The organism is Paractinoplanes tereljensis, assembly GCF_016862435.1.
Taxonomy (GTDB): Bacteria; Actinomycetota; Actinomycetes; order Mycobacteriales; family Micromonosporaceae; genus Actinoplanes; species Actinoplanes tereljensis.
Window position 1 is genome coordinate 29315 of sequence record NZ_BOMY01000012.1, and the last position, 26068, is coordinate 55382.

General features: G+C 70.1%; 18 protein-coding genes. 13 read left to right on the top strand and 5 right to left on the bottom strand.

The features are described from left to right. Nucleotides 1-63 precede the first annotated feature (63 nt). The 7 genes from Ate02nite_RS08500 to Ate02nite_RS08535 all read left to right on the top strand — a co-directional run bounded on the left by Ate02nite_RS08500 (nucleotide 64) and on the right by Ate02nite_RS08535 (nucleotide 14785). Nucleotides 64-1632 (top strand): sensor histidine kinase, encoded by a 1569-nt coding sequence (locus Ate02nite_RS08500; RefSeq protein ID WP_438871173.1) that lies wholly within the window; start codon nucleotides 64-66, stop codon nucleotides 1630-1632. Next, nucleotides 1623-2306 (top strand): response regulator transcription factor, encoded by a 684-nt coding sequence (locus tag Ate02nite_RS08510; RefSeq protein ID WP_203802165.1) that lies wholly within the window; start codon nucleotides 1623-1625, stop codon nucleotides 2304-2306. Before Ate02nite_RS08500 ends, Ate02nite_RS08510 begins: the two co-directional genes overlap by 10 nt. Nucleotides 2307-2677: 371 nt before the next feature. Next, nucleotides 2678-4858, top strand: coding sequence for a sensor histidine kinase (locus Ate02nite_RS08515; protein ID WP_239147233.1), 2181 nt, complete (start codon nucleotides 2678-2680; stop codon nucleotides 4856-4858). A gap of 22 nt (nucleotides 4859-4880) precedes the next feature. Continuing rightward, a complete protein-coding gene (locus Ate02nite_RS08520) occupies nucleotides 4881-5309 on the top strand; it encodes a roadblock/LC7 domain-containing protein (protein ID WP_203801809.1) in 429 nt (142 codons plus the stop codon). After that, complete coding sequence (locus tag Ate02nite_RS08525) at nucleotides 5306-5638, top strand: DUF742 domain-containing protein (protein ID WP_203801812.1); 333 nt, start codon at nucleotides 5306-5308, stop codon at nucleotides 5636-5638. The genes Ate02nite_RS08520 and Ate02nite_RS08525 overlap by 4 nt, the downstream gene beginning before the upstream one ends. Then, a complete protein-coding gene (locus Ate02nite_RS08530) occupies nucleotides 5622-6206 on the top strand; it encodes a GTP-binding protein (protein ID WP_203801815.1) in 585 nt (194 codons plus the stop codon). Before Ate02nite_RS08525 ends, Ate02nite_RS08530 begins: the two co-directional genes overlap by 17 nt. Before the next feature lie 137 nt (nucleotides 6207-6343). After that, nucleotides 6344-14785, top strand: a complete 8442-nt coding sequence (locus tag Ate02nite_RS08535) for a pectinesterase family protein (protein WP_203801818.1) — start codon at nucleotides 6344-6346, stop codon at nucleotides 14783-14785. Between the two features lie 7 nt (nucleotides 14786-14792). Here the strand turns inward: Ate02nite_RS08535 and Ate02nite_RS08540 are convergent, their stop codons facing one another. From Ate02nite_RS08540 to Ate02nite_RS08550, 3 genes are all read right to left on the bottom strand, one after another. Next, complete coding sequence (locus Ate02nite_RS08540) at nucleotides 14793-16271, bottom strand: flavin monoamine oxidase family protein (protein ID WP_203801821.1); 1479 nt, start codon at nucleotides 16269-16271, stop codon at nucleotides 14793-14795. Nucleotides 16272-16374: 103 nt separating this feature from the next. After that, the gene (locus Ate02nite_RS08545; RefSeq protein ID WP_203801824.1) at nucleotides 16375-17886 is read right to left on the bottom strand and encodes a GGDEF domain-containing protein; all 1512 of its coding nucleotides are present in this window, start codon (nucleotides 17884-17886) and stop codon (nucleotides 16375-16377) included. 138 nt (nucleotides 17887-18024) lie between these two features. Further along, a complete protein-coding gene (locus Ate02nite_RS08550; protein WP_203801827.1) occupies nucleotides 18025-18744 on the bottom strand; it encodes a spermidine synthase in 720 nt (239 codons plus the stop codon). Nucleotides 18745-18957: 213 nt separating this feature from the next. On the opposite strand from Ate02nite_RS08550, the gene Ate02nite_RS08555 reads away from it, so the two are divergent. Next, nucleotides 18958-19257, top strand: coding sequence for a hypothetical protein (locus tag Ate02nite_RS08555; RefSeq protein WP_203801830.1), 300 nt, complete (start codon nucleotides 18958-18960; stop codon nucleotides 19255-19257). On the opposite strand, the gene Ate02nite_RS08560 is transcribed toward Ate02nite_RS08555, so the two are convergent. Continuing rightward, complete coding sequence (locus Ate02nite_RS08560; RefSeq protein ID WP_203801833.1) at nucleotides 19254-20090, bottom strand: hypothetical protein; 837 nt, start codon at nucleotides 20088-20090, stop codon at nucleotides 19254-19256. The two genes, Ate02nite_RS08555 and Ate02nite_RS08560, sit on opposite strands and share 4 nt — an antisense overlap. 84 nt (nucleotides 20091-20174) lie before the next feature. Here Ate02nite_RS08560 and Ate02nite_RS08565 point away from each other — a divergent pair, with 84 nt between their 5' ends. Further along, complete coding sequence (locus tag Ate02nite_RS08565; protein ID WP_203801836.1) at nucleotides 20175-21533, top strand: serine hydrolase domain-containing protein; 1359 nt, start codon at nucleotides 20175-20177, stop codon at nucleotides 21531-21533. A 60-nt stretch (nucleotides 21534-21593) separates the two neighbouring features. Here the strand turns inward: Ate02nite_RS08565 and Ate02nite_RS08570 are convergent, their stop codons facing one another. Beyond that, on the bottom strand, nucleotides 21594-21908 hold the full coding sequence (locus Ate02nite_RS08570) for a hypothetical protein (protein WP_203801839.1): 315 nt from the start codon (nucleotides 21906-21908) through the stop codon (nucleotides 21594-21596). Between the two features lie 355 nt (nucleotides 21909-22263). Here Ate02nite_RS08570 and Ate02nite_RS08575 point away from each other — a divergent pair, with 355 nt between their 5' ends. The 4 genes from Ate02nite_RS08575 (at nucleotide 22264) to Ate02nite_RS08590 (ending at nucleotide 26043) form a co-directional block, all read left to right on the top strand. Next, entirely contained in the window at nucleotides 22264-23340 is a 1077-nt protein-coding gene (locus Ate02nite_RS08575; protein WP_239147234.1) for a glycoside hydrolase family 11 protein, read from the top strand. 161 nt (nucleotides 23341-23501) lie between these two features. Continuing rightward, complete coding sequence (locus Ate02nite_RS08580; protein WP_203801842.1) at nucleotides 23502-24314, top strand: CPBP family intramembrane glutamic endopeptidase; 813 nt, start codon at nucleotides 23502-23504, stop codon at nucleotides 24312-24314. Next, nucleotides 24311-25393, top strand: coding sequence for a sensor histidine kinase (locus Ate02nite_RS08585; RefSeq protein WP_438871169.1), 1083 nt, complete (start codon nucleotides 24311-24313; stop codon nucleotides 25391-25393). Before Ate02nite_RS08580 ends, Ate02nite_RS08585 begins: the two co-directional genes overlap by 4 nt. Further along, on the top strand, nucleotides 25390-26043 hold the full coding sequence (locus tag Ate02nite_RS08590) for a response regulator (protein ID WP_203801844.1): 654 nt from the start codon (nucleotides 25390-25392) through the stop codon (nucleotides 26041-26043). The genes Ate02nite_RS08585 and Ate02nite_RS08590 overlap by 4 nt, the downstream gene beginning before the upstream one ends. The last annotated feature ends 25 nt before the right edge of the window (nucleotides 26044-26068 follow it).

A 26068-nucleotide genomic window follows, 5' to 3' on the forward strand; every position in this document is an offset into this window, starting at 1 on the left:
AAAAAGGTATGGCTAGGCATACCGCGCCGGAGCGGCCCGCTAACTAACGTGAGGCAGGTGCTGATGCCGAACACCGCGATCGAGGCGGTCGCCCGCCGCCGATTTCTGGTGTCGGGGTGGCCGTGGCGAGCTGCGGGCTACCTGCTTACCACCGGGCCGGTGGCGATCGCGGCCTCGGTGCCGATCCTGCTGCTCGGTTTGCCGTGGGCGGTCCTGATCCGTCGGGTCGCGACCTGGGACGATCCCTCGTTGGTGCAGCTCGCCCTGTTGCTGCTGGGCGGTGCCGTGCTCTTCGCGGTGTTCGGCCCGCTGGTGGCGCTGCCGGTCGCGGCCGTGGAGCGGCGGCGGCTTCCGATCGTCGACACCCGCCCGATCCGATCAGGACACCGCCCGGTGCCGGCCGGCGGGGTGTGGCGCTGGCTGCGCACCCGCTACACCGAGGCCGCCACCTGGCGCGAGCTCTGCTACACCGTGCTACTCACCGGTGCGGTGCCGGTTTGGTATGGCGCGGCGCTGATCCTGATGGTGCTGATCGGAGTCTCGGTGGCCAGCCCGTTCCTGGTCGACGGCCACGGCCCGATCTCGCTGGGGTTCGGCGAGGTCAGCACGGCCGGTGAGGCATTGCCCTATGCGCTGTTCGGGGTGGCGCTGTTGTTCGCCGTTCCCTATCTGCTGGCGCTCCTCGCCGGCTCGCACGCCGCCGCCGCGCGGCTGTTGCTGTCCGGTCCCGACGACACTCGGCTACGGGCCGAGTTGATCGAGGTGGCGCGCTCCCGGGCCCGGCTCGTCGACGCCTTCGAGGCCGAGCGGCACCGCATTGAGCGAGACCTGCACGACGGCGCCCAGCAGCGGCTGGTCAGCCTGACCCTGCAGTTGGGCCTCGCCCGGGTCGACCTGCCGGACGACTCGCCCGCGCGGCAGGCCGTGACCGGAGCGCACGAGCAGGCCAAGATGCTGATGGCGGAGCTGCGTGAGCTCATCCACGGCATCCGGCCGCAGACCCTGACCGAGGTGGGCCTGCCAGGAGCTCTGCGTGAGCTGGCCGACCAGGCACCGATCCCGGTCACCGTCCGCGTCGATCTGTCCGGGCGGCCGCCGCCGGGCGTCGAGTCGGTCGCCTACTTCGTGGCGGCGGAGGCGCTCACCAACGTCTTCAAGCACAGCGAGGCCGGCACGGCCACAGTGACCGTCGCAGTCCGCACGGCAAAGCCGGGCCGCACCCGCACCGCAAAGCCGAGCGGCGCCCGCACCGCAAAGCCAAGCGGCGGCCGGGCGGCCGCGGAACCGGGCGACGCCCGCACCGCGAAACCGGGCGAAGGCCAGGCGGCCGTGGAACCGGACGACGGCCGGGCGGCCGCGAAGCCGGGCGACGGCCGGGCCGCCGCGGAATCGGGCGACGCCCGCGCCGCGAACGCCGAGCTGGGGGACGTGCTTACCGTCGAGGTTCTTGACGACGGGCGGGGTGGGGCCGACCCGGCGCGGGGCAGTGGGCTCACCGGGCTTGCCGACCGGGTGGCGGTGGCCGAAGGCCGCATGTTTCTGTCCAGTCCGGTCGGTGGGCCGACCCTGATTCGTGTGGAGATCCCGTGCCGACCGAACGACCGATCCGGACCGAACGACCTATCCGGGTAGTCCTCGCCGAGGACGGCGTGCTGTTGCGGGAGGGGCTCACCGGCCTGCTGGACCGGTTCGGGTTCACGGTGGTCGCGGCGGTCGGGGACGCGCAGGCCCTCCGGGACGCCGTGGCCGAGCACCGGCCCGACCTGGTGGTGACCGACATCCGGATGCCGCCTACCTTCACCGACGAGGGGCTGCGGGCGGCCGTCGAGATGCGCCGCACCTATCCGGGGCTGGCCGTGGTGGCGCTGAGCCAGTTCGTGCAGCAGGGTTACGCGACCGACCTGCTCGACTCCCGGGGCGGGCGGAAGGTCGGCTACCTGTTGAAGGACCGGGTGGTCGACGTGGAGGATTTTGTCGCTTCGCTGCGGCACGTGGTCGACGGGGGCACCGTGGTCGACCCGCAGGTGGTGCGGCAGCTGTTGCGCCGGCATCGTGATCCGGTCGTGCAGCTGTCGGCGCGGGAGCGGGCGGTGCTCGCGCTGATCGCCGAGGGGCAGTCCAACGCGGCGATCGCGCGCAGCCTCAGCGTTTCCGAGCCGGCCGTCGGCAAGCACGTCGGCAACATCCTGGCCAAGCTCGGGCTGCCGCCGACCGAGGACACCAACCGCCGGGTCCTGGCGGTGCTCGCCTACCTGCGCAGCGATTCCACTCCGGCCACCGGGGAAAGCGGCGCGCCTCCGCCGTAAGAAACGGAATTGATCAGGTGCCGGTAGCTGTTCGTCGTACCTCGGTAGGGGCATTACGCGCGGTGACCAGGTGCGGAAACCGCAGATCCGAGCGATCCTCCGATGATTCGCGACGGGCCAGTCGCTCAATCAGGTAATTGACCGGACTTTGGCTGACGTCAATTCTGGGGCGGTTGCAAGCCCCACGTTTGCCACCCGGTAGAACGCGGCCCGGCCTGTCCGTCATGGGCACTCCGCGAGGCCGTACCGGGGATCCGTGGTCGAGCCGTGTGGCTCGGGGACCCCGGTGGAGGGATCGAAGAATGAAGCACAACACCGGCTCGTTGTCGGCCGGAGGCGGGCACACGATCCGCGGTCGTATTGTCCGTATCGTGGCGCCACCGCTGGTAGCGATGGTGGTGCTGCTGACCGTCTTCTCGGCTGGCGAGGTCTCCAGTTACCGGGCGAGTGCGGCCACCGAGGACCGGGTCGCCGTCATCCGCGCCCTGCAGAGCCTCGTGCAGGAATTGCAGGACGAGCGCGGCGCGACGGTCGCGCTGCTGGCCGGGAACACCGAGTTCCGGGCCGAGATCGGCCCGGCCCGGCAGCGGGTGGACGGCAAGCGCGAGTCAGTTCGGGCTCTGCTGACCGGCGGCGGCGAGATCGAAGCGCAGGCCGCCGCGTCGGTCGACAAACTGGCGGGGCTCGTCAAGGTGCGCGCCGACGCCGACACCGGGCAGAGCGACAAGGACGACACGTTCGACTTCTACACCGGCCTGATCGAGGAACTCTCCGACAACACCCGGCACCTCGAGATCGTCAGCGATGACCGGCTGCGACGCGGCGCCGAGTCGGTCGAGCAGCTGGTCGAGATCCGCGAAGCCACCGCGGCGGAACGCGTGTTCCTGCACGCGGTGTTCTCGGCCGGCGGCTTCCGCGACGGTGAGTACGCGGAGTTCCTCGGCATCATCGCCGCCCGCGATCTGTACCTGACCGAACTCGACGAGTTCGCCACCCCGGACACCAAAGCCGCCATGAGGACGCTGCTCAGCACCGAGAGCGCGGCCCGGGTCCGCGCCCTGGAGCAGCTGGCGGTCGGCTCGGGCGACGGCAAGAAACTGCTGACCAGCCCGCAAACCTGGTGGTCGGCGGTGGGCACGGTGCTCGACGACCTGAGCCGGCTCGCCGAAAAGGTCGGCACGAACACCCAGGCCGAGGCACGGGACCTGCGTAAACAGGCGACGCTGCGGATCACCCTGCTGGGCGTGGTGGTCCTGCTCTGTCTGGCCGGCTCAATCTTCCTGGCGACCATCGGCATCCGGTCGCTCGCGCTGCCCCTGATGCGCCTCGCGGACGAGGCGAACCGCCTGGCCCTCGACCGGCTGCCGGAGGCCGTACGCAAGGCGGTGGCCGGGGACACCACTCCACCGCCGGGGGCAGTTCCGGTGGCACCGGGCGCCACCAGCGAGGTTCGCCGGGTGGCGGACGCGTTCGAACGGGTGCAGGAGACCGCCTACGATCTCGCCACCGAGCAGGCCCGGCTGCGGCACACCAGCTCCGAGTCGCTGGCCAACCTCAGCCGCCGCAATCAGAACTTGCTGCGCCGGCAACTCGGCTTCATCACCCGCCTGGAGCGGGAGGAATCGGACCCGGCCGGTCTGGCCAACCTGTTCGAGCTGGACCACCTCGCCACCCGGATGCGCCGCAACGCGGAGAGCCTGCTGGTCCTGGTGGGGGCGGCCAGCCCGCGCCAGTGGTCCGGGCAGCTGCCGGTCACGGACGTGATCCGGGCCGCGGTGTCCGAGGTGGAGGAGTACCGCCGGGTCGTCCTGCGCCGCATCGAGGACGTCAACGTGCAGGGCTGGATCGCCAGCGGCCTGGCGCACATGCTCGCCGAGCTGATCGAGAACGGCCTGACCTTCTCCCCGCCGGACGTCGAGGTGGAGATCCATGGGCGGGAGATCCCGGGTGGCTACCTGATCGCCGTCTGCGACCAGGGCATCGGGATGGACGAGGAGGAAATCCAGCGGGCCAACGAGCGGCTACGCGGCGACGGCGACTTCCTGATCGCCCCGGCCCGGTTCCTCGGTCACTACGTGGTCGGCCGGCTCGCCGCGGAACTCAGCGTGAAGGTGCAGCTGATCCCGTCGGCGGTGACCGGGGTGACCGCCCGGATCTATCTGCCGGCCGCCATCACGACCGGCAGCCCGGCGGTCGGCTCCACCCCGGACGCACCGGCCAAGGAGCCGGACGAGGTCGGGGTCACCACGGTGCGGATTCCGGCGGCGCGGGTACGACCGCGGGCACTGGAGGTCGATTACGTCGTGGTCGGGACACAGCCGACGATCCCGGCGCCCCGGGCGGCTGCGATAACTACGCCGCTTGACGAGCGTACGCCCAATGGCCTGCGCAAACGCGTGCCGCGTGACCAACGACCGGCCGTGCCGGCAAAGCCGGCGGCGGTAAAGACCGAAGCTCCGGCATCGGAATCGTCAAGCAATCCAGGCTCGCGGTTGTCGGCGCTACGCGACGGCATCCGGCGCGGCCATACCCACCGGGTAGGCCGGCCATGACCACCACCTCAGAGGAGAACTTGTGAGTGCGGAAGCGCTGCCCGCCGATCGGCATCAGCTCAACTGGCTCCTCGGCAATTTCGTCCATCAGACCGACGGTGTCCGGGACGCGGTGGCGGTGTCGTCGGACGGCCTGCTGATCGCCGGTTCCGACGGGCTGAGCCGGGCGGAGGCGGATCAGCTCGCCGCGATCGTGTCGAGCATGGCCAGCCTGGCCCGCAGCGCTTCGCGCCGGTACGACTTCGACGGGCTCAAGCTGGTCATGATCGAGATGCAGCGCGGCTTCCTGGTGATCTCGGTGATCGCGGGCGGCAGCTGCCTGGGCGTGGTGGCCGGCGACGACTGCGATCCCGGCCTGATCGGCTACGAGATCTCCACGCTCGCCGATCGGTTCGGCGGCCTGCTGACCCCGGCCCTGATCGCCGAGTCAAGGCAGTACCTGCCGCAATGACGGACGAAGAGTCAATGGTGCGCCCGTTCATGCTCACCGGCGGACGGACCCAGCCGGTGCAGGACGGGCTGCGAATAGAGACGCAGCTGTACGCCGTCCCGGCCGCACTGTCCGCGCCGCTGCGGTTCGAGGCGCGACGCATCGTCGAACTGTGCCAGTTACCCAGGTCGATCGCGGACCTGTCGGCGGCGCTCGGCATACCCCTCGGGGTGGTCCGGGTCATCGTCGCCGACCTGGTGGCCGACGGGCACGTCCTCGTCGGGAACGCCTCCGGCGAGATCTCCACCGCGTTGATCGAGAGGATCAGAGATCGTGTTCGGGCGCTCTAGCACCCTTCCGGCGCCGGTCGCCGTCAAGATCGTTATCAGTGGCGGGTTCGGGGTCGGCAAGACCACCTTCGTCGGCGCCGTCTCGGAGATCGAGCCGCTGGTCACCGAGGCCGAGATGACCGAGAAGTCGGTCGGGGTCGACGACACCTCGGCGGTCACCGCGAAGACGACGACCACCGTGGCGCTCGACTTCGGCCGCATCACGCTCGACGGCGCACTGCTGCTCTACCTGTTCGGCACGCCCGGCCAGGACCGGTTCGCGTTCCTGTGGGACGACCTGGTGGACGGCGCGCTCGGTGCCATCGTGCTTGTCGACACCCGCCGGGTCGAGGACTGCTTCCCGGCGATCGACTACTTCGAGGTGCACGACATCCCGTTCATCATCGGGGTGAACGCGTTCGACGGTGCTCAGCGGTTCGATCTCGCCGAGGTGCGCGAGGCCCTCGGTCTGTCGTCCGGCATCCCGATGGTCGACTGTGACGCGCGGCACCGCGAGTCGGTCAAGGCCGTTCTGGTCGCACTGACCGAGCGGGTGCTGTCCCAACGGCTGGCCCGCCAGGCGAGCTGAACCAGGCGGGCAGGTGTTGAGCGACGGTCGGTCGCAATCGCCTGGCCAGCCGGTCATCTTTGACCTGCGGTAACACGCGGAGTCACTCGGCGGAGTGAAGATCGACTGTCCCCCGCCGGCCGGCTGAAGTGAGCAACATGTCGTCGCACCGCCTGTACCAACCCGTCGCCCTCGTCGTCCTCCTCGCCCTGGTCGGCGCCGGTGGACTCGGGATGACGGCCGCGTCGGCCGCCACCGACACGACCGCGCCGGGTGTTCCGGGGAGCCTCAAGACGGAGTACTACGGGCAGGTCGGCGTCTCGATCAGCTGGGGCAAGGTGTCGGCCTCCGACACCGCGGGTTACCGGGTCTACCGGTCGGCCAGCAAGACGATCGTGCCGGCCACCGACCTGCTGGGCAGCACGACCACCGCGCTGACGTTCACCGACACCACCGTCGCCGCGGGCAAGACCTACTACTACGCGCTCGCCGCCATCGACCAGACCGGCAACCTGTCGAAGCCGTCCAGCACGGTCACGGTGAAGGCCGTCGACACCGACGAGCCGGACAAGCCGGGCAGCCTCAAGCTGTCGGCGTCCGCCGCCGGTATCGCGGTGAGCTGGACCGCGGTCGACGCCGTACCGGACTTCGGCGGTTACGTGGTGTCCCGCTCGTCCTCGTCGGGCGGCACCTTCAGCCAGCTCACCAACAGCCCGTACACCGCGACGTCGTTCCTGGACTCGACCGCGCCGGCCGGCAGCACCTCGTACTACCGGGTCACCGCGGTCGACCTGACCGGTAACGCCTCGTCGGCGGCGACCGCCTCGGCCACCCGGCCGGCCAGCACCACGACGCCACCGCCGACCCCGGCCGGTTTCAAGGCCAAGGCCGAGGACGACGGCGGCGCCACGCTGACCTGGTCCGCCAGCTCCGGGGCCTCGGGTTACGTCGTCAAGCGGGCCACCGCGGCAGCCGGCCCGTTCGTGACGCTGACCGCGACCCCGGTCACCGGCACCAGCTGGACCGATGCCGCCGCCCCGGCCGGAACGACGGCGTACTACGAGCTCACCGCGGTCAGCGCGGCCGGCTCCTCGGCCGCCGCCACCACCTCGGTGAAGATTCCCAAGGACACCACGCCCCCGGCGAAGCCGTCCGGTCTGAAGCTCACCGCGGCCACCACCGGCATCACCCTGAGCTGGACCGCGAACAAGGAAGCCGACCTCGCCGGTTACGTCCTCAGCCGCGCGGCGAGCAGCAGCGGCACCTACACCCAGCTGACCCCGGCCGCGCTGACCGCCACCACCTACGCCGACACGACCGCGCCGGCCGGTGCCACCTCGTACTACCGGCTCACCGCGGTCGACCTCACCGGTAACGCCTCCTCGGTGGCGACCGGGTCGGCCGCCCGGCCGGCCGATCCGACCGCGCTGCCGCCGACTCCGGCGGGCTTCAAGGCGGTCGCCGGCAGCACCGGCGGCGTGGTCCTGACCTGGACCGCGAACGCAACGGCGACCACCACCGGCTACGCCGTCGCCCGGGGCACCACCGCGACCGGCCCGTTCACCGCACTGACCGGCACCCCGATCACCGGCACCACGCTGACCGACACCACCGCGCCGACCGGCGCGACGTCGTACTACCAGCTCACCGCGGTCAACAGCGCCGGTGTCTCGCCGGCCGCCACCGCCTCGGTCACGATCGCCGCCGACACCAAGCCGCCGGCCGCGCCATCCTCCGCGAAGGCCACCGTGGCGACCGTGGGCATGACGGTCACCTGGGCGGCGAACAAGGAGACCGACCTCGCCGGCTACACCGTGCAGAAGCGCAACAGCGACGAGGTCTACGTCGACTACCTGCCGGCGGCCGGCGCCAAGTTCACCGCCACGACGTTCACCGACCCCTCGATCACCGAGGGGACCCGGGCCTACTTCCGGATCCGCGCGGTCGACACCACCGGCAACATCTCCTCCTACAGCGCCGTCACCGCGGCCAACCCGATGGTCAAGCCGGCCACGCCGGCCGGCCTGAAGGCGGTTGCCAGCACCACCCACGGCATCAATCTGACCTGGACGGCGAACAAGGAGACCGACCTCGCCGGCTACAACATCACCCGCTCGTCGACCAGCGGCGGCAGCTACGTCCTGATCGGCACACTGACCGCGGCCAAGGCCGGCACCGCGCCTGTCTTCAACGACACCAGCGCGCCCAAGGGCGTCGCGCAGTACTACAAGCTGACCGCGCTGGACCTGGTCGGCAACGTCTCGTCGGTGTCCAGCGCCGCGTCGGCCACCTCGACCACCGACCCGGTCGCGCTGCCGATCGACTACGTGCACCTCTACGTCGCCGCGGACGGCGCCAACGGCGCCTTCAAGACGGTCACGGCCGCGCTGGCCTCGATCCCGGTCACCAACCTGCAGCCGACGATGATCACCATCGCGGCCGGCACGTACCACGAGACGTTCGAGATCACCTCGCCGAACGTGGTGCTGGTCGGCGCGACCGGCGACCCGAACGACGTCGTCCTCGCCGACGACAAGGCGTCCGGCACGCCGGACCCGGCCGGTGGCACCTACGGCACCGCCGACAGCGCGACCATCTTCGTGTCCGCGAAGAACGTGACGTTGCGGAACCTGACGGTGGCCAACACGTTCGACGAGAAGGCCCACCCGGAGATCACCAGCCAGCAGGCCGTCGCGCTGCGGGTCGAGGGCGACCGGTTCACCGCCGACCACGTACGGCTGCTCGGCAACCAGGACACCCTGCTGGCCGACACCCCCAAGCCGACCACCCGGTCCCGGCAGTACTACGTGAACAGCTACATCGAGGGCGACGTCGACTACATCTTCGGCGCGGCCGACGCGGTCTTCGACCGGGTGACGCTGCGGTCGCTGGACCGCGGCAAGTCCGACAACGGCGCGATCACCGCGGCCAGCACCGACAAGGGCAGCAAGTACGGCTTCCTGTTCGTGAACAGCAAGGTGGTCAGCGACGCGGCCGCCGGCACCGTGCACCTGGGCCGGCCGTGGCACCCCAGTGCCGACCCGGACGCGATCGGCTCGGTGTTCTTCGTCAACACCTGGCTGCCGGCCGCGATCGCGACCGACCAGCCCTGGGAGGACATGGCCACCGCCGACTCCACCGGCACGAAGGTCAACTTCAAGTGGCAGGACGCCCGCTTCGACGAGTACCAGAGCATCGGCCCGGGCGCCACGCTGAACGCCAACCGGCCGCAGCTGACCACGTCGCAGGCCGCGAACGCCACGCCCGCGAAGTACCTGGCCGGCAGTGACGGCTGGAGCCCGATGCTCCCGGCCGGCACCGCCGCCCCGGCGTCGCCGACCGCTCTGGCCGCCGCCACCGACACCCGGGTCGTGCACCTGACCTGGAACGACGACACCTCGGCCGACGTCATCGGCTGGAACGTCTACCGGGCCGACGCCGGCACCGGCGCGCTGGCCAAGGTCGCCGGGGTGGTCTCCCCCACGTTCAGCGACACCACCGTGGCCAACGGCGCGAGTTACTCGTACGCGGTCACCGCGGTCTCCCGCAGCGGGGTCGAGTCGCCGGCCACGATCGGGGTCACCGTCACGGTGGCGGCCGCCCCGCTGGTCACCGATCTGACCGTCGCGGCCGACGGCAGCGGTGACTACACCACCCTGCAGGCCGCGGTGAATGCCGCGCCGGCCGGCACCGCGACCGACCCGACCGTCATCTCGGTGGCCAAGGGCACGTACAACGAGTACCTGACGGTCGCCAAGCCGTACGTCATCGTGGTCGGCGCCACCGGCACCGCCTCCGACGTTGTGATCAACGGCAACCGGGCCGCCGGGACCCCGATCCCGGGAGCCGACCCGAACGAGGACGGCACCCCGGCCACCTACGGCACGTCCGGCAGCGCCACCGTGGTGGTCACCGGCAACTCGGTGCAGATGCGCGACCTCACCATCCAGAACACCTACAAGGAGGGCACGTACGCGAACGGCCAGGCGGTCGCTCTGCGTACGGTCGGCGACAAGCTCGTCTTCGACAACGTCCGGCTGCTCGGCAACCAGGACACCCTTTACGCCAACTCGCCGGCGACCACCACCCAGTCGCGCGTCTACTTCCACGACGCGTACATCGAAGGGGATGTTGATTTTCTCTTCGGCCGGGCCACCGCGGTGTTCGACCACAGCACGCTCAAGGCCCTCGACCACGCGACCTCCCCGAACGGCTCGGTGACGGCGGCCAGCACCGACGCCGGCCAGAAGTACGGCTTCCTGATCACCGGTAGCCGGATCATCGGCAGTGCCCCGGACGGTTCGCAGAACCTCGGCCGGCCCTGGCAGCCGGGCAAGACCCAGGCCGACGGCACCAGCGTCAAGGACGACAACGCCCTCGGCCAGGTCGTGGTCCGGGACAGCTGGCTGAGTTCGGTGGTCAGCGGCACCGCGACCTGGACCAACATGACGAACAGCGGGGTCGTCACCGACTGGCACACCGCCCGGTTCGCCGAGTACGCCAACACCGGCCCCGGCAGCACCGCCACCGCGAGTGCCGACCGGCCGCAGCTGACCGCGGCACAGGCCACCGACTACACCCCGGCGGCCTATCTGGCCGGCACCGACGGCTGGAACCCGGTGGCCGACCCGGCCGCCGACGTCGCGCCGGCCGCGGTCACCGGCCTGGTGGCCGGCGGCGCCGACAAGGCGGTCAACCTGACCTGGGACGACAGCGTCGAGAGCGATGTCACCGGCTACCGCGTCTACCGGGGTGACCAATTGGTCGCCACCGTCGCGAAGGCCGCCTACACCGACAAGGCCGTGACGAACGGGACCGCGTACACGTACACCGTCGTCGCGGTGGACGCCGCCGGTAACGCCGCCCCGGCGTCGACCCCGGCGACCGCGACCCCGGGCGTCGCCCCGCTGGTCGCCGACCTGACCGTCGCGGCCGACGGCAGCGGTGACTACCCCACCCTGCAGGCCGCGGTGAACGCCGCGCCGGCCGGCACCGCCGGTAAGCCCACGGTGATCCTGATCAAGCCCGGCACCTACCGGCAGGTGGTGTCGATCGCCAAGCCGTACCTGGTGATCGCCGGCACCTCCGGGGACGCCCGGGACGTGGTGCTGACCTACGACAACGCGAACGGGACCACGGCCGGAGCCGGCACCTGCCCGACCGTCACGACGGCCACCTGCGGGACATCCGGCAGCTTCAGCGTCGCCATCACCGCGAGCAACGTCACGGTCCAGGACCTGACCATCGCCAACACCTTCGACTCGGCCAAGCACCCGGAGATCGGCAACAACAACACCCAGGCGGTGGCCCTGAAGGCGACCGGTGACCGGCAGGTCTACCGCAACGTTCGCCTGCTCGGCGTGCAGGACACCCTGCTCGCCGACTCGGCCGGCAACATCTCGGCCACCGGCACCGGTTACGCCCGGCAGTACTACTTCGACAGCTTCATCGAGGGCAACGTCGACTTCATCTTCGGCCGGGCCACCGCGGTCTTCGACCGGGCCACCATCCACGCCACCGTCCACAACGGCGGGACGATCTTCGCGCCGAGCACGGCCTCCAAGAACGCGTACGGCTACCTGGTCACCGACAGCCGGATCGTCAGCGCCAACGACGCCGGCACGTTCGCGCTGGGCCGCCCCTGGCAGGGCTGGGGTGACGGCACCCAGCCGGACAACTCCCGCGGCCAGCTCACCATCCGCGACACCGCGATCAACGACGGCATCAACACGGCCAAGCCGTGGGTCGACTTCGCCCCGCTGCTCTGGAGCGACGGGCGGCTCACCGAGTACCACAACACCGGTGCCGGAGCGACGGTCAACGCCAACCGGCCGCAGCTGTCCGACGCCGACGCCGCCACCCGCACCGCCACGACCTACCTGGCCGGCACGGACGGCTGGAACCCGGTCGCCGACGCCGAGACCGACGTGGCACCGGCCGCGCCCAGCGGCGTGGTCGCCCAGGGCGGTGCCGGGCAGGTCACGCTGAGCTGGGCCGAGAACGCCGAGTCCGATGTGACCGGCTACCAGGTCTACCGGGGCGACAAACTGGTCGCCACCGTTACCAAGGCGGCCTACACCGACAACACCGTGACGAATGGGACCGCGTACACGTACACCGTGGTCGCCATGGATGCCGCCGGGCACACCTCGGTCGCTTCGGCGCCGGTGACCGCCACCCCCGCGATGAAGGTCGACGCGACCGTCAAGGCGGACGGGACCGGCAGCTACCCGACCCTGCAGGCCGCTCTCGACGCGGCCACCGGCACGGCCAACTGGGTGGTCTCGGTCGCCCCCGGCACCTACGCCGGCCCGGTGACCCTCACCAAGGCCAACGTCACACTGATCGGCTCGACCGGCAACCCGGCCGACGTCGTGCTCACCAATGGCACGGCCACCGCGGCGCTGTCGATCACCGGCTCGGGCGTCACGGTCCGGGACCTGACCGTGCAGAACACCACCGCCTCCGGCGCCGCCCCCGCGGTGTCCCTGACCGGCGACAAGGTGCTGCTGGAACACGTCACGCTCAAGGGCACCAACCGGACGGTCTTCGCCGACACGTCCACCTACACGGCCAGTGCCCGCCAAATGATCGACAACTCGGTCATCGAGGGGACCAGCGACATCGTCCTCGGCCGCGCCACCCTGGTCATCAACAAAACCACGATCAACGTCAAGGCCGGCGGCGGTACGGTGCTGACGCCCAGTACGGCCAGCACCTTCAAGGGCATGTTGCTGATCAACAGCACCGTGACCACGCCGGCCGGCGTGACAAACGTGCAGCTCGGCCGGCCGTACCGGGCCTGGGGCGACCAGTACACGCCGAACTCGGTGGGTCAGGCCCTGGTCCGGGAGACCGTGCTGGCCGGCGGCCTGAACACCGCCCAGCCGTGGGGCACCGGCCCGGCCGGTGAACTGTGGACCCTCGGCCGGCTGGCCGAGTACGCCAACACCGGCGACGGGGCCACCGTCAACGACAAGCGCCCGCAGCTCAGCCCGGCCGACTCGGTGACCGCCACGGTCACCGACTGGCTCGGCGCCGCCACCTGGTACCCGGCCGTCGCCGCCCCGGCGGCACCGGCCGACATCACCGCGCCGGCCACCCCGGCGTCGTTCGCCGCGACCGGCGGCGACGGCTCGATCACCCTCACCTGGGCGGCCAACGGCGAGGCGGACCTGGCCGGCTACCGGCTCTACCGCGGTGCCGTCAGCCCGGCCAACCTGGTCGCCTCCGGCCTGACCACCACGTCCTACCTCAACACCGGCCTGACCAACGGCACCACCTACACGTACGCCCTGGTCGCGGTGGACGCCGCCGGCAACACCTCGGTGCCGGCGACGGCCGGTGCCACCCCGGCCGCCCCCGCGCCGACCACGGCGCCGACCACCGGCGGCCCGACGCCTGGGGACGGCACCGCCCCGGCGGTGCCCACCGGCCTGAAAACCGTCCTCGGCAAGGGCTCGGTGACCGTCACCTGGTCCGCGGTGGGCGACAGTGACCTGGCCGGCTACGACGTCTACCGGGCCACCGGTGGCGGCACGCCGAGCCTGCTCACCGCCGGAGTGACCGGCACGTCCTATGCGGACTCGACGGTGACGGCGGGCGTCGCGTACTCCTACACCGTGCTCGCCAAGAACACCGCCGGGAACGCCTCCGCGTCGTCGGCGGCGGTAACCGTGACCCCGGTCAAGGTCGACATCGTGGTGGCCGCCGACGGTTCCGGCGACGCGACCACGGTGGCGGCCGGCCTCGCGCTGCTCGCCGACAACGCCGACTACACCACCCAGGGCTACCGGGTGGTGCTGATCAAGCCGGGCACCTACTCCGGCGTGGTCGCCAGCGGCAACCGGTACGGCGTGACCCTGCTCGGTGCGACCGCCGACCCGGCCGACACCGTCCTGACCGCCGGCGCCACCGCGGCGGTGGCCACGGTGACCCTGTCCGGCAACCAGTGGACGCTGCGCAACCTGACCGTGGCCAACACCAACGGCGCCGCCACGGCCGGCGCGGTAGCGACGGCGCTGCAGGTCAAGAGCGGGGACAAGGACGTGTTCGACAACGTCCGGTTCCTCGGTGACAAGCAGACGCTGCTGCTCAGCACGGCCAACGTGACCACGTACAGCCGCCTGTACTTCCGCAACAGCCTCATCGAGGGCGGCGCGGACATGGTACTGGGCCGCGCGGTGGCGGTGTTCGACCACAGCACCTTCCACGTGCTGGCCCGGTCCGGCGCCAGCCTGACCGACTCGTCGATCAGCAGCGCGTCGCCGTACGGCTTCCTGATCACCGACAGCACGATCAGCACCGACGGCGCCGCGAACTCGATCTACCTCGGCCGGCCCTACAGCACCACCGGGCAGGCCCAGGTCGTGGTGCGCAACACCAGCCTCGGCTCGGCGGTCAACACCGCCCAGCCGTGGAACAACTGGGACGCCACCACGACCTGGACGGCCGGGCGGTTCTTCGAGTACCAGAACACCGGGCCGGGCGCGGCCGTGATCAGCGCCGCGACCCGCCCGATGCTCGCCGACGCCGACGCGGCGAACTTCACCGCACCGAAGTACCTCGCCGGCACCGACAACTGGAACCCCACCAGCTGACGGCGGGTCAGCCCAGGTCGTCGATGATCTCCTGGGCGGCCCGCTGGCCGGTCTCGACCGCGCCGTTCAGGTAGCCCTGGTACTCCAGGGACGTGTGCTCGCCGGCGAAGTGGCAGCCGTTCACGGCCTGCTCCTCGACCCCGGTGATGGTGGTGTACTGGCCCGGGGCGTAGTAGGAGTACGAGCCCTTGGTCCACGGGTACGCGGTCCAGTACTGCAGGGTCGACCGCCCGTTCCAGGCCGCGGTCAGGCCCGGGATGGTCGGCTCGGCCTGGGCCAGGAAGGACTTGGCGGTCAACCCGGCGGCGTTGGCACCGACCGCGCCGCCGGTGAAGTTGACCAGAACCCCGGCGGTGCCGGACTGGCCCCGGGTGACCTCCCAGGTGTTCTGGAAACCGAGGTCGGTGAAGACCTCGCCGGTGAGGCCCTGCTGGTTCCAGACCCGCTTGGTGAACTGCAGGTGGAGCTTGCTGTTGGTGCCCATCCGGGAGGTGTTGATGGCGGCGAGCTTGCGGGCCGGGAAGCCGGCCTTGGTGAGGTCGACCTCGCGTAGCAGGCTGAACGGCAGCGCGAGCACGACCCGATCCGCGGTGATCTTGGTGGAGCTTCCGACGGTGAGGGACCAACGGCCGCTGCTGGTACGGGCCAGGGCGCGCAGCGCCGTACCCGTGGTGATCTGCCCGGACAGCTTCGCCGCCAGCTTGCTGACGATGAGGTCGTTGCCACCGGTCACGTGGAACGTCTCGTCGGACGGCCCGAACAGGCTGACGTCCTCGGACTCCTGGTACCCGAACAGGTAGACCAGGTTGAGCGCGGACTGTTCGCTGCTGTCCGCCCCGTACTCGATGGTGTAAGCGGTGGACAGCAGCTGGCCGGCCTTGGACTTGAGGCCGCCCGGCACCCGGGAGTTGATCCAGTCGTCGATCGACATCGCGTCGAGCACCCGGCCCGCGCGAGTGGAGCTGTAGTACGTGGTGGGGAAGCCGGCGGCCTCCGCGTCGACGGCCGCGCGGGCCGCGACGATCTGGAGGTCGCACTGCGCGTCGGCGTACGACCAGGGTGCGCCGTCGAAGTGGTACAGCGGCTCGGTCCCGGCCGGCTCCGACTCGATCAGGTTCGTAGTCCGCAGGCCGAGCTCGTCGATGAGCCCGAGGATCGCCTCGTGCCCGGTGTCGATGAGTTCCCCGCCGTGCTCGACGATCTGGCCGCCGAAGCTGGTCCGGTCGGTGTAGCAGCGGCCACCCACCCGGTCCGCCGCCTCCACGATGGTGGCCCGGTACCCGGCCTTGCGAAGTTGGTAAGCGGCGGTCAGGCCGGCCAGCCCGGCACCGATCACGACGATGTCGGTGCCGGTGGCGTCGGTGGCGGCCCGGGCCGGCGCGGCGACCGACAGGCCGGCCGCGCTCAGGCCCACGGCGGCGGACGTCCGCAGGAGGTTTCGCCGGGACATGCGGTGCAGGGAACGAAGCATGGGGGTGCGAGACATCGCTAATCCTCGTGTTAAATGCCGAAAAAAGGGCAGGGGGGATCTCCGCCGCACCGGGAGGTCGGTGCGGCGGTGTGTGCACGTGCTCACATACAGGCGGGCACTACGGCCGCAGTTCGACCGGTCCCGCCGTGCTGTAGACCCGGTTACGGCCGGCCGACTTGGCCCGGCGCAGAGCCAGTTCGGCGTGTTCGAGCAGTTCGGTGGAGGTGGCGCCGTCGTGGTGCAGGCCGGCGACGCCGATCGACACCGTGACCCGGACGTCCTCCTGGTCGCCGATGGCGAACTTCTCCATCTCGACCACCTCCCGGACGCGGGCCGCGGCCTGCATCAGGTGGGCGTTGTTGTAGCCGGGCAGGACGGCGGCGAACATGTTGTCGCCCACCCGCCCCAGGACCGCGGCGTTCCCGCACAGCCGCACCAGCCGGTGGGCCAGGTCGACAAGCACCTCGTGCCCGCCGGGCTGCCCGTGGATCTGCTCGATCAGCTTGAACTGGTCGACATCGAGCAGGATGAAACCCACGTTGTGCCGCTGTTGCTGCCCGCGTTCGACCTCCAGGTCGAGATGCGACAGCAGTACGCCGCGGGCCTTGAGACCGGTCAGGTCGTCGACGATCGCGAGCCGTTGCTGGATCCCGAGCACCATCCACATCCTGGTGATCACCAGGGCGAACAGGCTGACCCCGCAGAGCAGCACGATCGGCGCGCCCGCGTGCTGTGCGCTGACGTACCGCGCGTAGAGCACCACGAGCGGGAGCAGGGCGGCGAGCGACAGCATGAGCACCCGGCCGGCCGTCACGTTGGGCAGCGCGACCTTGGCCCGCTGGTCCATCGTCCGCATGCTCGGGTGCAGCGCGGCCGCGCCGAGCAGGACGTACTCGGTGAGCCACAGGATGTCCGGCAGTCCGCCGTCACGATAGGTGTCGTTGGCGGTCTGCAGGCCGTACAGCAGGTCGGCGGCCAGCATGGCCAGCAGGCTGGCCATCAGCAGGCGGAACGCCGTCGAGCGGGAACCGGCCCCGACGGCCAGCCGGATGGCGGTGGCCAGCACGATCAGGTCCATCACCGGATAGGCGATGGAGACCAGCGTGCTGGCCAGGGATTCGGACCCGTCGACGTCGGTGGCGAGCGGGCCGATCAGGTAGACCCACCAGAGCATGCCGAGACCGAGCGCCAGGATCGCCGCGTCGAGCAGGGTGGCGGTGTCCCAGGACGGGGTCCGCCGGCGCACCAGCAGGACCAGCGCCGCCCCGACGAGTGGGTATTGCAGCAGGTAGAACAGGTCGGCCGGCGCCGGGAAGGCGTCGCTGTTGTAGATCGCGTGAGAGACCCAGTAGGCGATGTCGCCCATGGTGTAGAAGAACTGTCCGGCGGCGAGCAGCAGCCACGGCAGCCGGCGCGGCCGGCGCACCCGCTGCGCACCGGCGATGACCGCCCAGGTGGTGGCGGCACTGATTCCCGTGTAGTAGAAGTTCTGCCCGTCTCCGCCGAGCCCGATGTAGGGCAGCAGCAGGAAGCCGGCGATCGCCAGGAACCCGAGCACCCCGAACCAGGCGGCCGCGGAGGCCGAGGGGGCCGAACGGTTGAAAGAACCTACCGGATAGGTGGAATGCACGGGATCACTTTGGACCAAAACGGACAGTACGGGGTCAACCGTACGTTCAAGTTGATCTGTCCCGACGGACTCAAGAAATAGATAAAAGACTATTTAAGGTTTGGCCACTTTCCGCTATGATCCCAACACTTAGCGTTCTTAAAAGTTTGTAGCTACGTAGACGGTGTTGGCCGAGGTGCCCCCGGTCAGCGGGTTGGCGAACGTCACCACATGCGCGGTCGCCGCAGCGAAACACTCCCGCAGGACGGCCAGGAAGCCCTCGTCGGGTGCGTCGTCCGACCACAGCCCGAACACTCCGCCCGGCTTCAGCCGGCGGGCGAGCCGACCCAGGCCGGTGGCGGTGTAGAGGTCGGCGTGCGTGGAGTCCAGGACGTTCACCGGCGAGTGGTCGATGTCGACCAGGATCGCGTCGAAGCGGCGTTCCGGGTCGGCCGGATCGAAACCCGTACCGTCCCGCAGCAGCGCGAAGAAGTCGCCCTCCAGCAGCGTGGTGCGCGGGTCGGTGGTGAGATCGCGGGCGTGCGGGAGCAGTTCCCGGCGATGCCAGTCGATCACCGGCGCCAGCGCCTCGACCACGACCAGGGCTCGAACCCGGTCGTCGGCCAGGGCGGCGCGGGCGGTGTAGCCGAGGCCGAGACCGCCCACCACGACGTCCAGCGGAGCGTCGTCCGGCAGGGCGGCCAGGCCGAGCCGGGACAGTTCCTCCTCGGCGACCGTGAACAGGCTGGACATGAGGTACTCGTCACCGAGCTTTACCTCGTACACCTCAATCTTGGTGGTGGGCTCGAGGCGCCGGCGCAGGCTGATCTCGCCGATCCGGGTCGGCGCCCAGGCCAGTTCGGCCAGTCGCGGGTGCATGAGGTGCCCTTCCGGCGCGTTGCAGCAAACAAGTCCGGCGCGTTGCGGTAACGCGACAAAGGCGACCATAGACCTTCGGCCCGGGTTGCAACCCTCACCTACCCGGTAGGATCGGAAGCGTTCACCTCTCTTAGCCGGCTCCTCGTGGAAGCTCGGCCACCGGCGCGACGACATTTTGTTACTTGGCGTCCGTCCGACACCCCAGGAGTACGAATGACCTACCTGTCAGCCACGACGACCTTGCGTGAGCCCGTCAAGACCCTTCGTGAAAAAGGGGCGGACAGCTTCCACGCCGCGCTCGCCGCGGTTCTGGCCAACGGTCTCGACGCCGCGCTCGAAGCCGGCGACCACGCGAAAGCGATCACCTTCATCAACCGCGGCTTCGCCGAGGGCAGCCCGCAGATCGGCTGCGACCTGCTGTGCCGGGCCATCGCGGTCGTCGGCGCGGCCCGCACCTGGACCGTTCAGCTGGCGCCGGTGACCCAGGTGCCGCGCCAGTCCACGGGCTCCTAGCCGGCGGACTTGCCCGGGAAACGCTTCCCGAGCGCACGACGGTGAGCGGCACGTGGGGCCGCGGGCTGCGACTCCACGTGCTTGCGGGCATCCTCCGCCACCATCTCGTCGGCGTCGTTCTCCAGCGCCTGCCGGATGTGTGGCGGAGTGACCGCCGAGGTAGCCATCGCGCGCCGGACGTCCACCGACCGGTCGTCCAGCATGGCTCGCAGGTCGGCCTCGTCCAGCAGCAGCGCCCGCACCAGCGTGGCCCGAACCTCGGGCGAGGAATCCCGGGCCAGGGTGCTGCGCTGCTCGGCGGTGGTCCGGCCGTTGATGGCGAGACCCTTACGCACCCGAACCGTGCGGTCGCGCAGCAGAACCGCGATGACCTGCGGGTCGCGGGTGTGACTGGCGAGCCGTTCCCGCACCTCGGGTGAGGGGTCGCCGACCAGGACCGCGGCCAGTTCGGGCTCGAGTTCCGGCATCTCCGCGAGCAGGCCGCGGAGTTCCTTGTCCTGCGCCTTGTGCATCACGAATCGGATGCGGGCGTCGACCGACGGATTGCTCGCGACCGCCCAGCGCACCCACCGGTCCGAGTCGCCGAGCAGGCGCAGCAGGTTTCCCTGCGAGGTCGCGGGGTTCTTGGCCACCGTTTCCCGGACCGTACGGTCGCGGTCTCGCGCGAGGGGTCGCAGTGCCTCCGCCGGAGCATCGGGGTTTGCCGCCACCGCCGCGCGAACCCGGGCCGACGGGTCGGAGGCCAGCGCGTGCAGCTCCGCCCGGGCGGTGGTGCGGTCCTGCGCAACGGAGACCCGCGCATCGATATCACCGGTGACGCGCTGATCTGCCATGGGGCAAATTCTCGCACGGCCCGGCCGAGGCCTGCACAATGGGCAAAAGGCCCTAATTTGTCCAGATTTCCAGAAGGAAACCACATGCGCAGTCTCGTCCGGGCGACAGCCGTCGTGACCACGTTGATCCTCGGTGTCGGCGGCCTCGCCGCACCGGCAACGGCCGCCCCGAACGCCGGCGGCAAGCTCTCTCCCGAGTTGCAACGCCTGCTCGACCAGGTTGGCCGGCAGGTTCCGCTGCGCACCCTGGCCGCCGACGGAACACTGGCCGGGCTGGAACGGGCCACTCCGCCGGCCGAACCCGCGCCCTTCGACATCACCGCCGAGGACAACCCGCCGCCCACCGGCGGACCCGGCGGCGGACCCGGCGGCCTGGGCACGTCCGGCAAGACGTTCGACATGAATCTGTTCGAGCGCAACCTACGGGCCACGCTGGACGGCAAGACCGCCGGATACGCGTACGCGATCGGCAAGAGCGGCAAGCTCGACCGGCAGGCCGGCGTCGGTTTCGCCCGGGTCGCGCCGGACAATCCGGTCACCCCGCAGTCGGCCACCAAGGTGATGACCGTGGCGAGCATCAGCAAGCCGGTGACCGCCGCGGCCACGCTGCGCCTGCTGGAGCAGAAGAACATCTCGGTGGACAGCCCGATCGGGCCGTGGTTGCCGGAGGCCTGGAAGCGCGGCACCGGGGTGGACAGCATCACCTTCCGTGACCTGATGACCCACCGCAGCGGGCTGCTGCAGAACTACCAGACCGCCACCGGCACCACGGCGGGCACGTCCACCGGCTCGTGGGACAACATCCGGATCGCGGTCGGCCAGAATCTGGGTTCGAAGAGCTACAAGTACGCGAACATGAACTTCAGCATTTTCCGGATCATGGTGCCGAAGATCGCCTACGGCATCGACCTGAGCAAGCTGTACGACGCCCCGCCGGCCAACGTCACCCCGGCGCAGATCGACTACCTGACCGGGATCGCCTTCCTCGGTTACCTCAAGCCGGTCCTGGCGCTGTCCAACACCCCGGTGAGCTGCAGCAATGCCGACCCCAACCCGACCAAGCTGTACGCCTACCCGACCAACGGCCAGGCCGGCTGGGGTCCGGCCGACTACGTCGGAAGCTGCGGCGGTTACGGGTACAACCTGTCGGCCAGCGGCATCGCGTCGTTCATCTCGCACGTCCGCTACACCACCACGCTGGTATCGGCGTCCGCGCGATCGCTGATGGTCGACGGACAGCTCGGCCTCAAGGCCTACAACGGCAAGTACGGCACGTACCACGGGCACGGCGCGGTGTGGGCGCAGTCCGGTGGCCGCGGCATGCGCGGATGCGTCATGTCGTTCAGCATCGAGGTCGACGTGGCACTACTGGTCAACAGCCGCGGCGATTACCCGAGCGGGTGCGCGGTCGTCGTCAACGCGTTCGACAACGCGTGGCACTGAGGTGATCTCGCGGGTTCTCGCATTGCCCGGGAAGGCGATGCGAGAACCTGCCGGTCCGGCCTAACGGCGGCGTTCGTGACCGCGCCGGGGGGAGGCACCGTGCCCGGGGGCGGAGGAGGCACCCTGCCCGGGGGCGGCGAGGAAGATGGTGGCCGCGGGGCGGCCCGACGTCTCCGGCTCGACGACCGGCGCGCCGGCCTCTGCCTCGGCCTCACCGTTCTCCGGTTCGTGTTCGCGCTGGTGCAACCCGTCCGCCTTGTCCCGCATCTGCTGCAGGGTGACCTGGCCACGCTCACCGCTCAGGTCGACCTCGATGCGACAGAACCGGTCACACGGGTATTCGACGACGAACATCACCTGGGCGCCGCCGGTCATTCCACATCCCCGCCGACGCGAAGAAGACACACGTCACCACATCCGAAAAGGTTCTGCATGTCCCGATCGTAGCCTCGGGCGGCAGCACCCACGCCGAACCCCCGGCCAAACCCTCATCGCCTCCCGAAACTTTCGGATTCAGATCGAGAGTTGATCGACATTTCTTACGCTGCCATTTACGAAAACCTCTCTGATCTGTCGGTTCTTGCGCTGATCTTCCGGAAGTTGTTGACACCCCAATAGGCCCGTCCAATACTTCCTCCATCGATGAACTTCATCGCCTTCGGCAGCTCGACCGCTGGTTCCACCGCCGGCCGTCCACCCGCAGCTGCCACCCGAGGAAGGAAGCACGCGCGTGAACGACTCCCCCGTCCCCCGTACACGTCTGAAGCTCCTCATCAGCGGTGCCGCCGCGATCCTGCTGGCGGTGACCTCGGTTGCCCTGGGCGGCGTCGCCCACGCCGAGGCCGACCGGACGATCACCTCGAACACCACCGGTACGCACAACGGCTACTTCTTCACGTATTGGAAGGACAGCGGCAACGTCAACATGACGCTTGGCGCCGGCGGCTCGTACAGCGTCCAGTGGAGCGGGATCAACAACACCGTCGTCGGCAAGGGCTGGAAGCCCGGCTCCAGCCACACGGTGAACTACTCCGGCACGTTCAGCCCGAACGGCAACGGTTACCTGGCGCTCTACGGCTGGACCACCAACCCGCTCATCGAGTACTACATCGTCGAGAACTTCGGGAGTTACAACCCCAGTTCCGGCACCACCCGGCTGGGCTCGGTCACCACCGACGGCAGTGTCTACGACATCTACCGCACCCAGCGGGTCAACCAGCCGTCGATCATCGGCACCGCGACGTTCTACCAGTACTGGAGCGTCCGGCAGTCGCACCGCACCGGCGGCACCATCACCACGGCCAACCACTTCAACGCGTGGGCCGGCCTCGGGCTGACCCTGGGCGCGCACGACTACCAGGTGCTGGCCACCGAGGGTTACCAGAGCAGCGGCAGCTCCAACATCACGGTCAGCGAGGGAACCACCCCGACCACCCAGCCGACCACCCAGCCGACGACTCAACCGACCACCTCGCCGACGACCCCGGGTGGGTCCGCCGCCTGCAAGGTGACCAACTCGGTCAGCGCCTGGAACACCGGGCTGACCGACAACATCACGATCGCCAATACCGGTACGACCGCGATCAACGGCTGGTCGCTGAAGTTCGCGCTGGCGTCCGGCCAGAACATCACCTCCGGCTGGAACGCCACCTACTCGCCGACCAGCGGGCAGGTGACCGCCACCAACGCGAGCTACAACGGCGCCATCCCACCCGGCGGCTCGACGACGATCGGCTTCCAGGCCACCCACTCCGGCAACAACGCGGCTCCGACCGGTTTCACCCTCAACGGCGCAGCCTGCAGCTGAGCTGCAAGAAGGATGCCCGGGTCGCGCGGACCCGGGCATCCTGTCCCCCGTGCGAGCTACCCCAAGGTGTCCACCGCACGGTGACGATTCCCGGCCGTCGAATCCATAACGTTCGACGTGTTCGCGGCACCCCGGCCGCGGAGATCTCCCAAGGAGTCGTCATGCGACTGTTGAAGCAGCTCGTGGTCGTCGCGGTGGTCGCCCTGGCCGGCAGCCAACTGGTGCAGCTGGCCGACTGGAACACCCCGCTCACCCTGATCCTCGGTCTCGCCACGGCGGCGCTGGCCCTGCTCGCGTACGCCTGGGTGGTCCGCCGGACCGAGCACCGCGCCCCGGCCGAGGTCGCGGTGAACAACGGCGCCCTGGGCCGCGGCGTGCTCATCGGTCTCGGCATGTTCGTCGCGGTCATCGCGAACATCGCCCTTCTCGGCTACTACCGGGTCGACGACTGGGGGTCCTTCCCCGGCGCGGTGGCGCTGTTCGGGTTCATGGCCGCGGCGGCCGTCACCGAGGAACTGATCTTCCGGGGCGTCCTGTTCCGGATCGTCGAAGAGCGGCTCGGCACCTGGTGGTCGCTGGGCCTGACGTCCACCCTGTTCGGCCTGATGCACCTGTTCAATCCGCACGCGACGCTGTGGGGTGCGGTCGCCATCGCGGTCGAGGCCGGCGCGATGCTCGGGGCCGCGTACGCCGCCACCCGCAACCTGTGGCTGCCGATCGGCCTGCACTTCGGCTGGAACTTCGCCGAGGGCGGCCTGTTCGGCACCGACGTCTCCGGCACCGACGCGCCGAACGGCCTGCTGCACGGCGTACTTTCCGGGCCGACCGCGCTCAGCGGCGGCGAGTTCGGACCGGAGGCCAGCCTCTACACGCTGCTGGCCGGCGTGATCCTGACCGTGCTGTTCATGCGACTGGCCCGCCGCCGCGGCCACCTGATCCCCCGCCGCACCAAGACCGCTACCCTCGCCCAGTGATCGCGCAACTCAAGCGCCTCGACGTCACGGTTCGAGATCTCCCGCTCGCGCTGGCCCTGGCCGTCGCGAGCGCGGTGCCCAGCCTGCGCAACCAGGGCACCCAGCTCGGCGACCTGCCGACCCGGCCGTTCGACCTGCTGGCCGTCGCGGTCATCGTGCTGGAATGCCTCCCGCTGGCGGGACGTCGTCGCTGGCCGGCCACTTCGCTGATCGTGGTGGCAGCGGCCTTCGCGGTGGATCAACTGCGCGGCTACCACACGGTGGCGGGCACCGCCCTGCCGCTCGCGCTGATGAGCACCGGCGTATACCTGGAACACCACCGGCGCCTGATCCCGGTGCTGCTTTCCGCGGCGTACGTGCCACTGGCCCTTGCTCTTGATCGTCGGGGGTCGACCGAAGGGCCGGCCGGTTTCATCACCTTCTATCTCCTGCTCGCCGTGGCCTGGGGCGTCGGGGTGTGGGTGCGGCAGTACCGGGTCGCCGAGGCCGAGCGCACCCGCAACGCCGAACGCACCCGGATCGCCCGCGAACTGCACGACGTGGTGACCCACCACGTGACGGCGATGGTGGTGCAGGCCGAGGCGGCCCGCTACCTGACCGCCGCGCCGGACCGCCTCGACCAGACCCTCACCGCGGTCGCCGACACCGGCCGGCGGGCGATCTCCGACCTGCGGCATCTGCTCGACCTGCTCAACCCCGACCACACCACCGAACCGCGCGGCGAGTTGCGCGACCTGATCGAGCAGACTCGGCAGGCCGGCCAGCCGGTGGAGTTCGTCGAGGAGGGCAACCCGGCCGAGTCGGCCGGCAGCGCCGAGGCGACCGCCTACCGGGTGGTGCAGGAAGCTCTGACGAACGCCCTCAAATATGCGCACGGCCGCCCCACCGCGGTCCACGTGCGGCACGAGGAACGGGAGATCGTGGTGGAGATCAGCACTGACGGAACATCAGGCCGTTCTGTCGGCGGCAGCGGCCGTGGACTGGCCGGGTTGCGCGAGCGGGTGGACATGCTGGGTGGCGAGTTCAGTGCCCGGCATATAAAAACAGGCTTCGTGGTCACCGCCCGGATTCCGGCATGACGATCCGGGTGCTGGTCTGCGACGACCAGGCGCTCATCCGGATGGGGTTCGCGACGATCATCGACGCCCAGCCCGACCTCGAGGTGGTGGGCGAATGCGGCGACGGGCGGGCCGCGATCGACCTGGCCGGCCGGCTTCGCCCGGACGTGGTGGTGATGGACGTCCGGATGCCGGTGCTCGACGGCATCGAGGCCACCCGGCAGCTGGCCGGCGCGGGCGTGGCCGACCCGGTGAAGGTGCTGGTCGTGACCACCTTCAACCTCGACGAGTACGTGTACGAGGCGCTGCGCGCCGGGGCCAGCGGATTCCTGCTCAAGGACGCCCCGCCGGCCCAGTTGCTGCACGGCATCCGCACCGTCGCCTCGGGGGCCGCACTGCTCGCCCCGGAGGTGACCCGCCAGCTCGTCGGCCGGTACGCGGCCCGGATCCGGCCGGCCGACAGCGCTCCGCCCGGCGGCGCGCTGACCCCGCGCGAGCTGGAGGTGCTGCGCCTGATCGCGAACGGCCTGTCCAACAGCGAGATCGCCGCGACCCTGGTGATCAGCCAGGAGACGGTGAAGACGTACGTCTCCCGGATCCTCACCAAGCTCGACCTGCGCGACCGGGTGCAAGCGGTGGTGTATGCCTACCGGCGCGGACTGGTGACCTGAGAGAGTGACGGAAAGGTAACTTTCC

Excerpts from the sequence above, each read along its gene's own strand:
- Ate02nite_RS08535 (WP_203801818.1), top strand. The coding sequence starts at position 6,344 with ATGTCGTCGCACCGCCTGTACCAACCCGTCGCCCTCGTCGTCCTCCTC.
- Ate02nite_RS08500 (WP_438871173.1), top strand. The coding sequence starts at position 64 with ATGCCGAACACCGCGATCGAGGCGGTCGCCCGCCGCCGATTTCTGGTG.
- Ate02nite_RS08565 (WP_203801836.1), top strand. The coding sequence starts at position 20,175 with ATGCGCAGTCTCGTCCGGGCGACAGCCGTCGTGACCACGTTGATCCTC.
- Ate02nite_RS08525 (WP_203801812.1), top strand. The coding sequence starts at position 5,306 with ATGACGGACGAAGAGTCAATGGTGCGCCCGTTCATGCTCACCGGCGGA.
- Ate02nite_RS08555 (WP_203801830.1), top strand. The coding sequence starts at position 18,958 with ATGACCTACCTGTCAGCCACGACGACCTTGCGTGAGCCCGTCAAGACC.
- Ate02nite_RS08560 (WP_203801833.1), bottom strand. The coding sequence starts at position 20,090 with ATGGCAGATCAGCGCGTCACCGGTGATATCGATGCGCGGGTCTCCGTT.
- Ate02nite_RS08570 (WP_203801839.1), bottom strand. The coding sequence starts at position 21,908 with ATGACCGGCGGCGCCCAGGTGATGTTCGTCGTCGAATACCCGTGTGAC.
- Ate02nite_RS08540 (WP_203801821.1), bottom strand. The coding sequence starts at position 16,271 with ATGTCTCGCACCCCCATGCTTCGTTCCCTGCACCGCATGTCCCGGCGA.
- Ate02nite_RS08580 (WP_203801842.1), top strand. The coding sequence starts at position 23,502 with ATGCGACTGTTGAAGCAGCTCGTGGTCGTCGCGGTGGTCGCCCTGGCC.
- Ate02nite_RS08590 (WP_203801844.1), top strand. The coding sequence starts at position 25,390 with ATGACGATCCGGGTGCTGGTCTGCGACGACCAGGCGCTCATCCGGATG.
- Ate02nite_RS08550 (WP_203801827.1), bottom strand. The coding sequence starts at position 18,744 with ATGCACCCGCGACTGGCCGAACTGGCCTGGGCGCCGACCCGGATCGGC.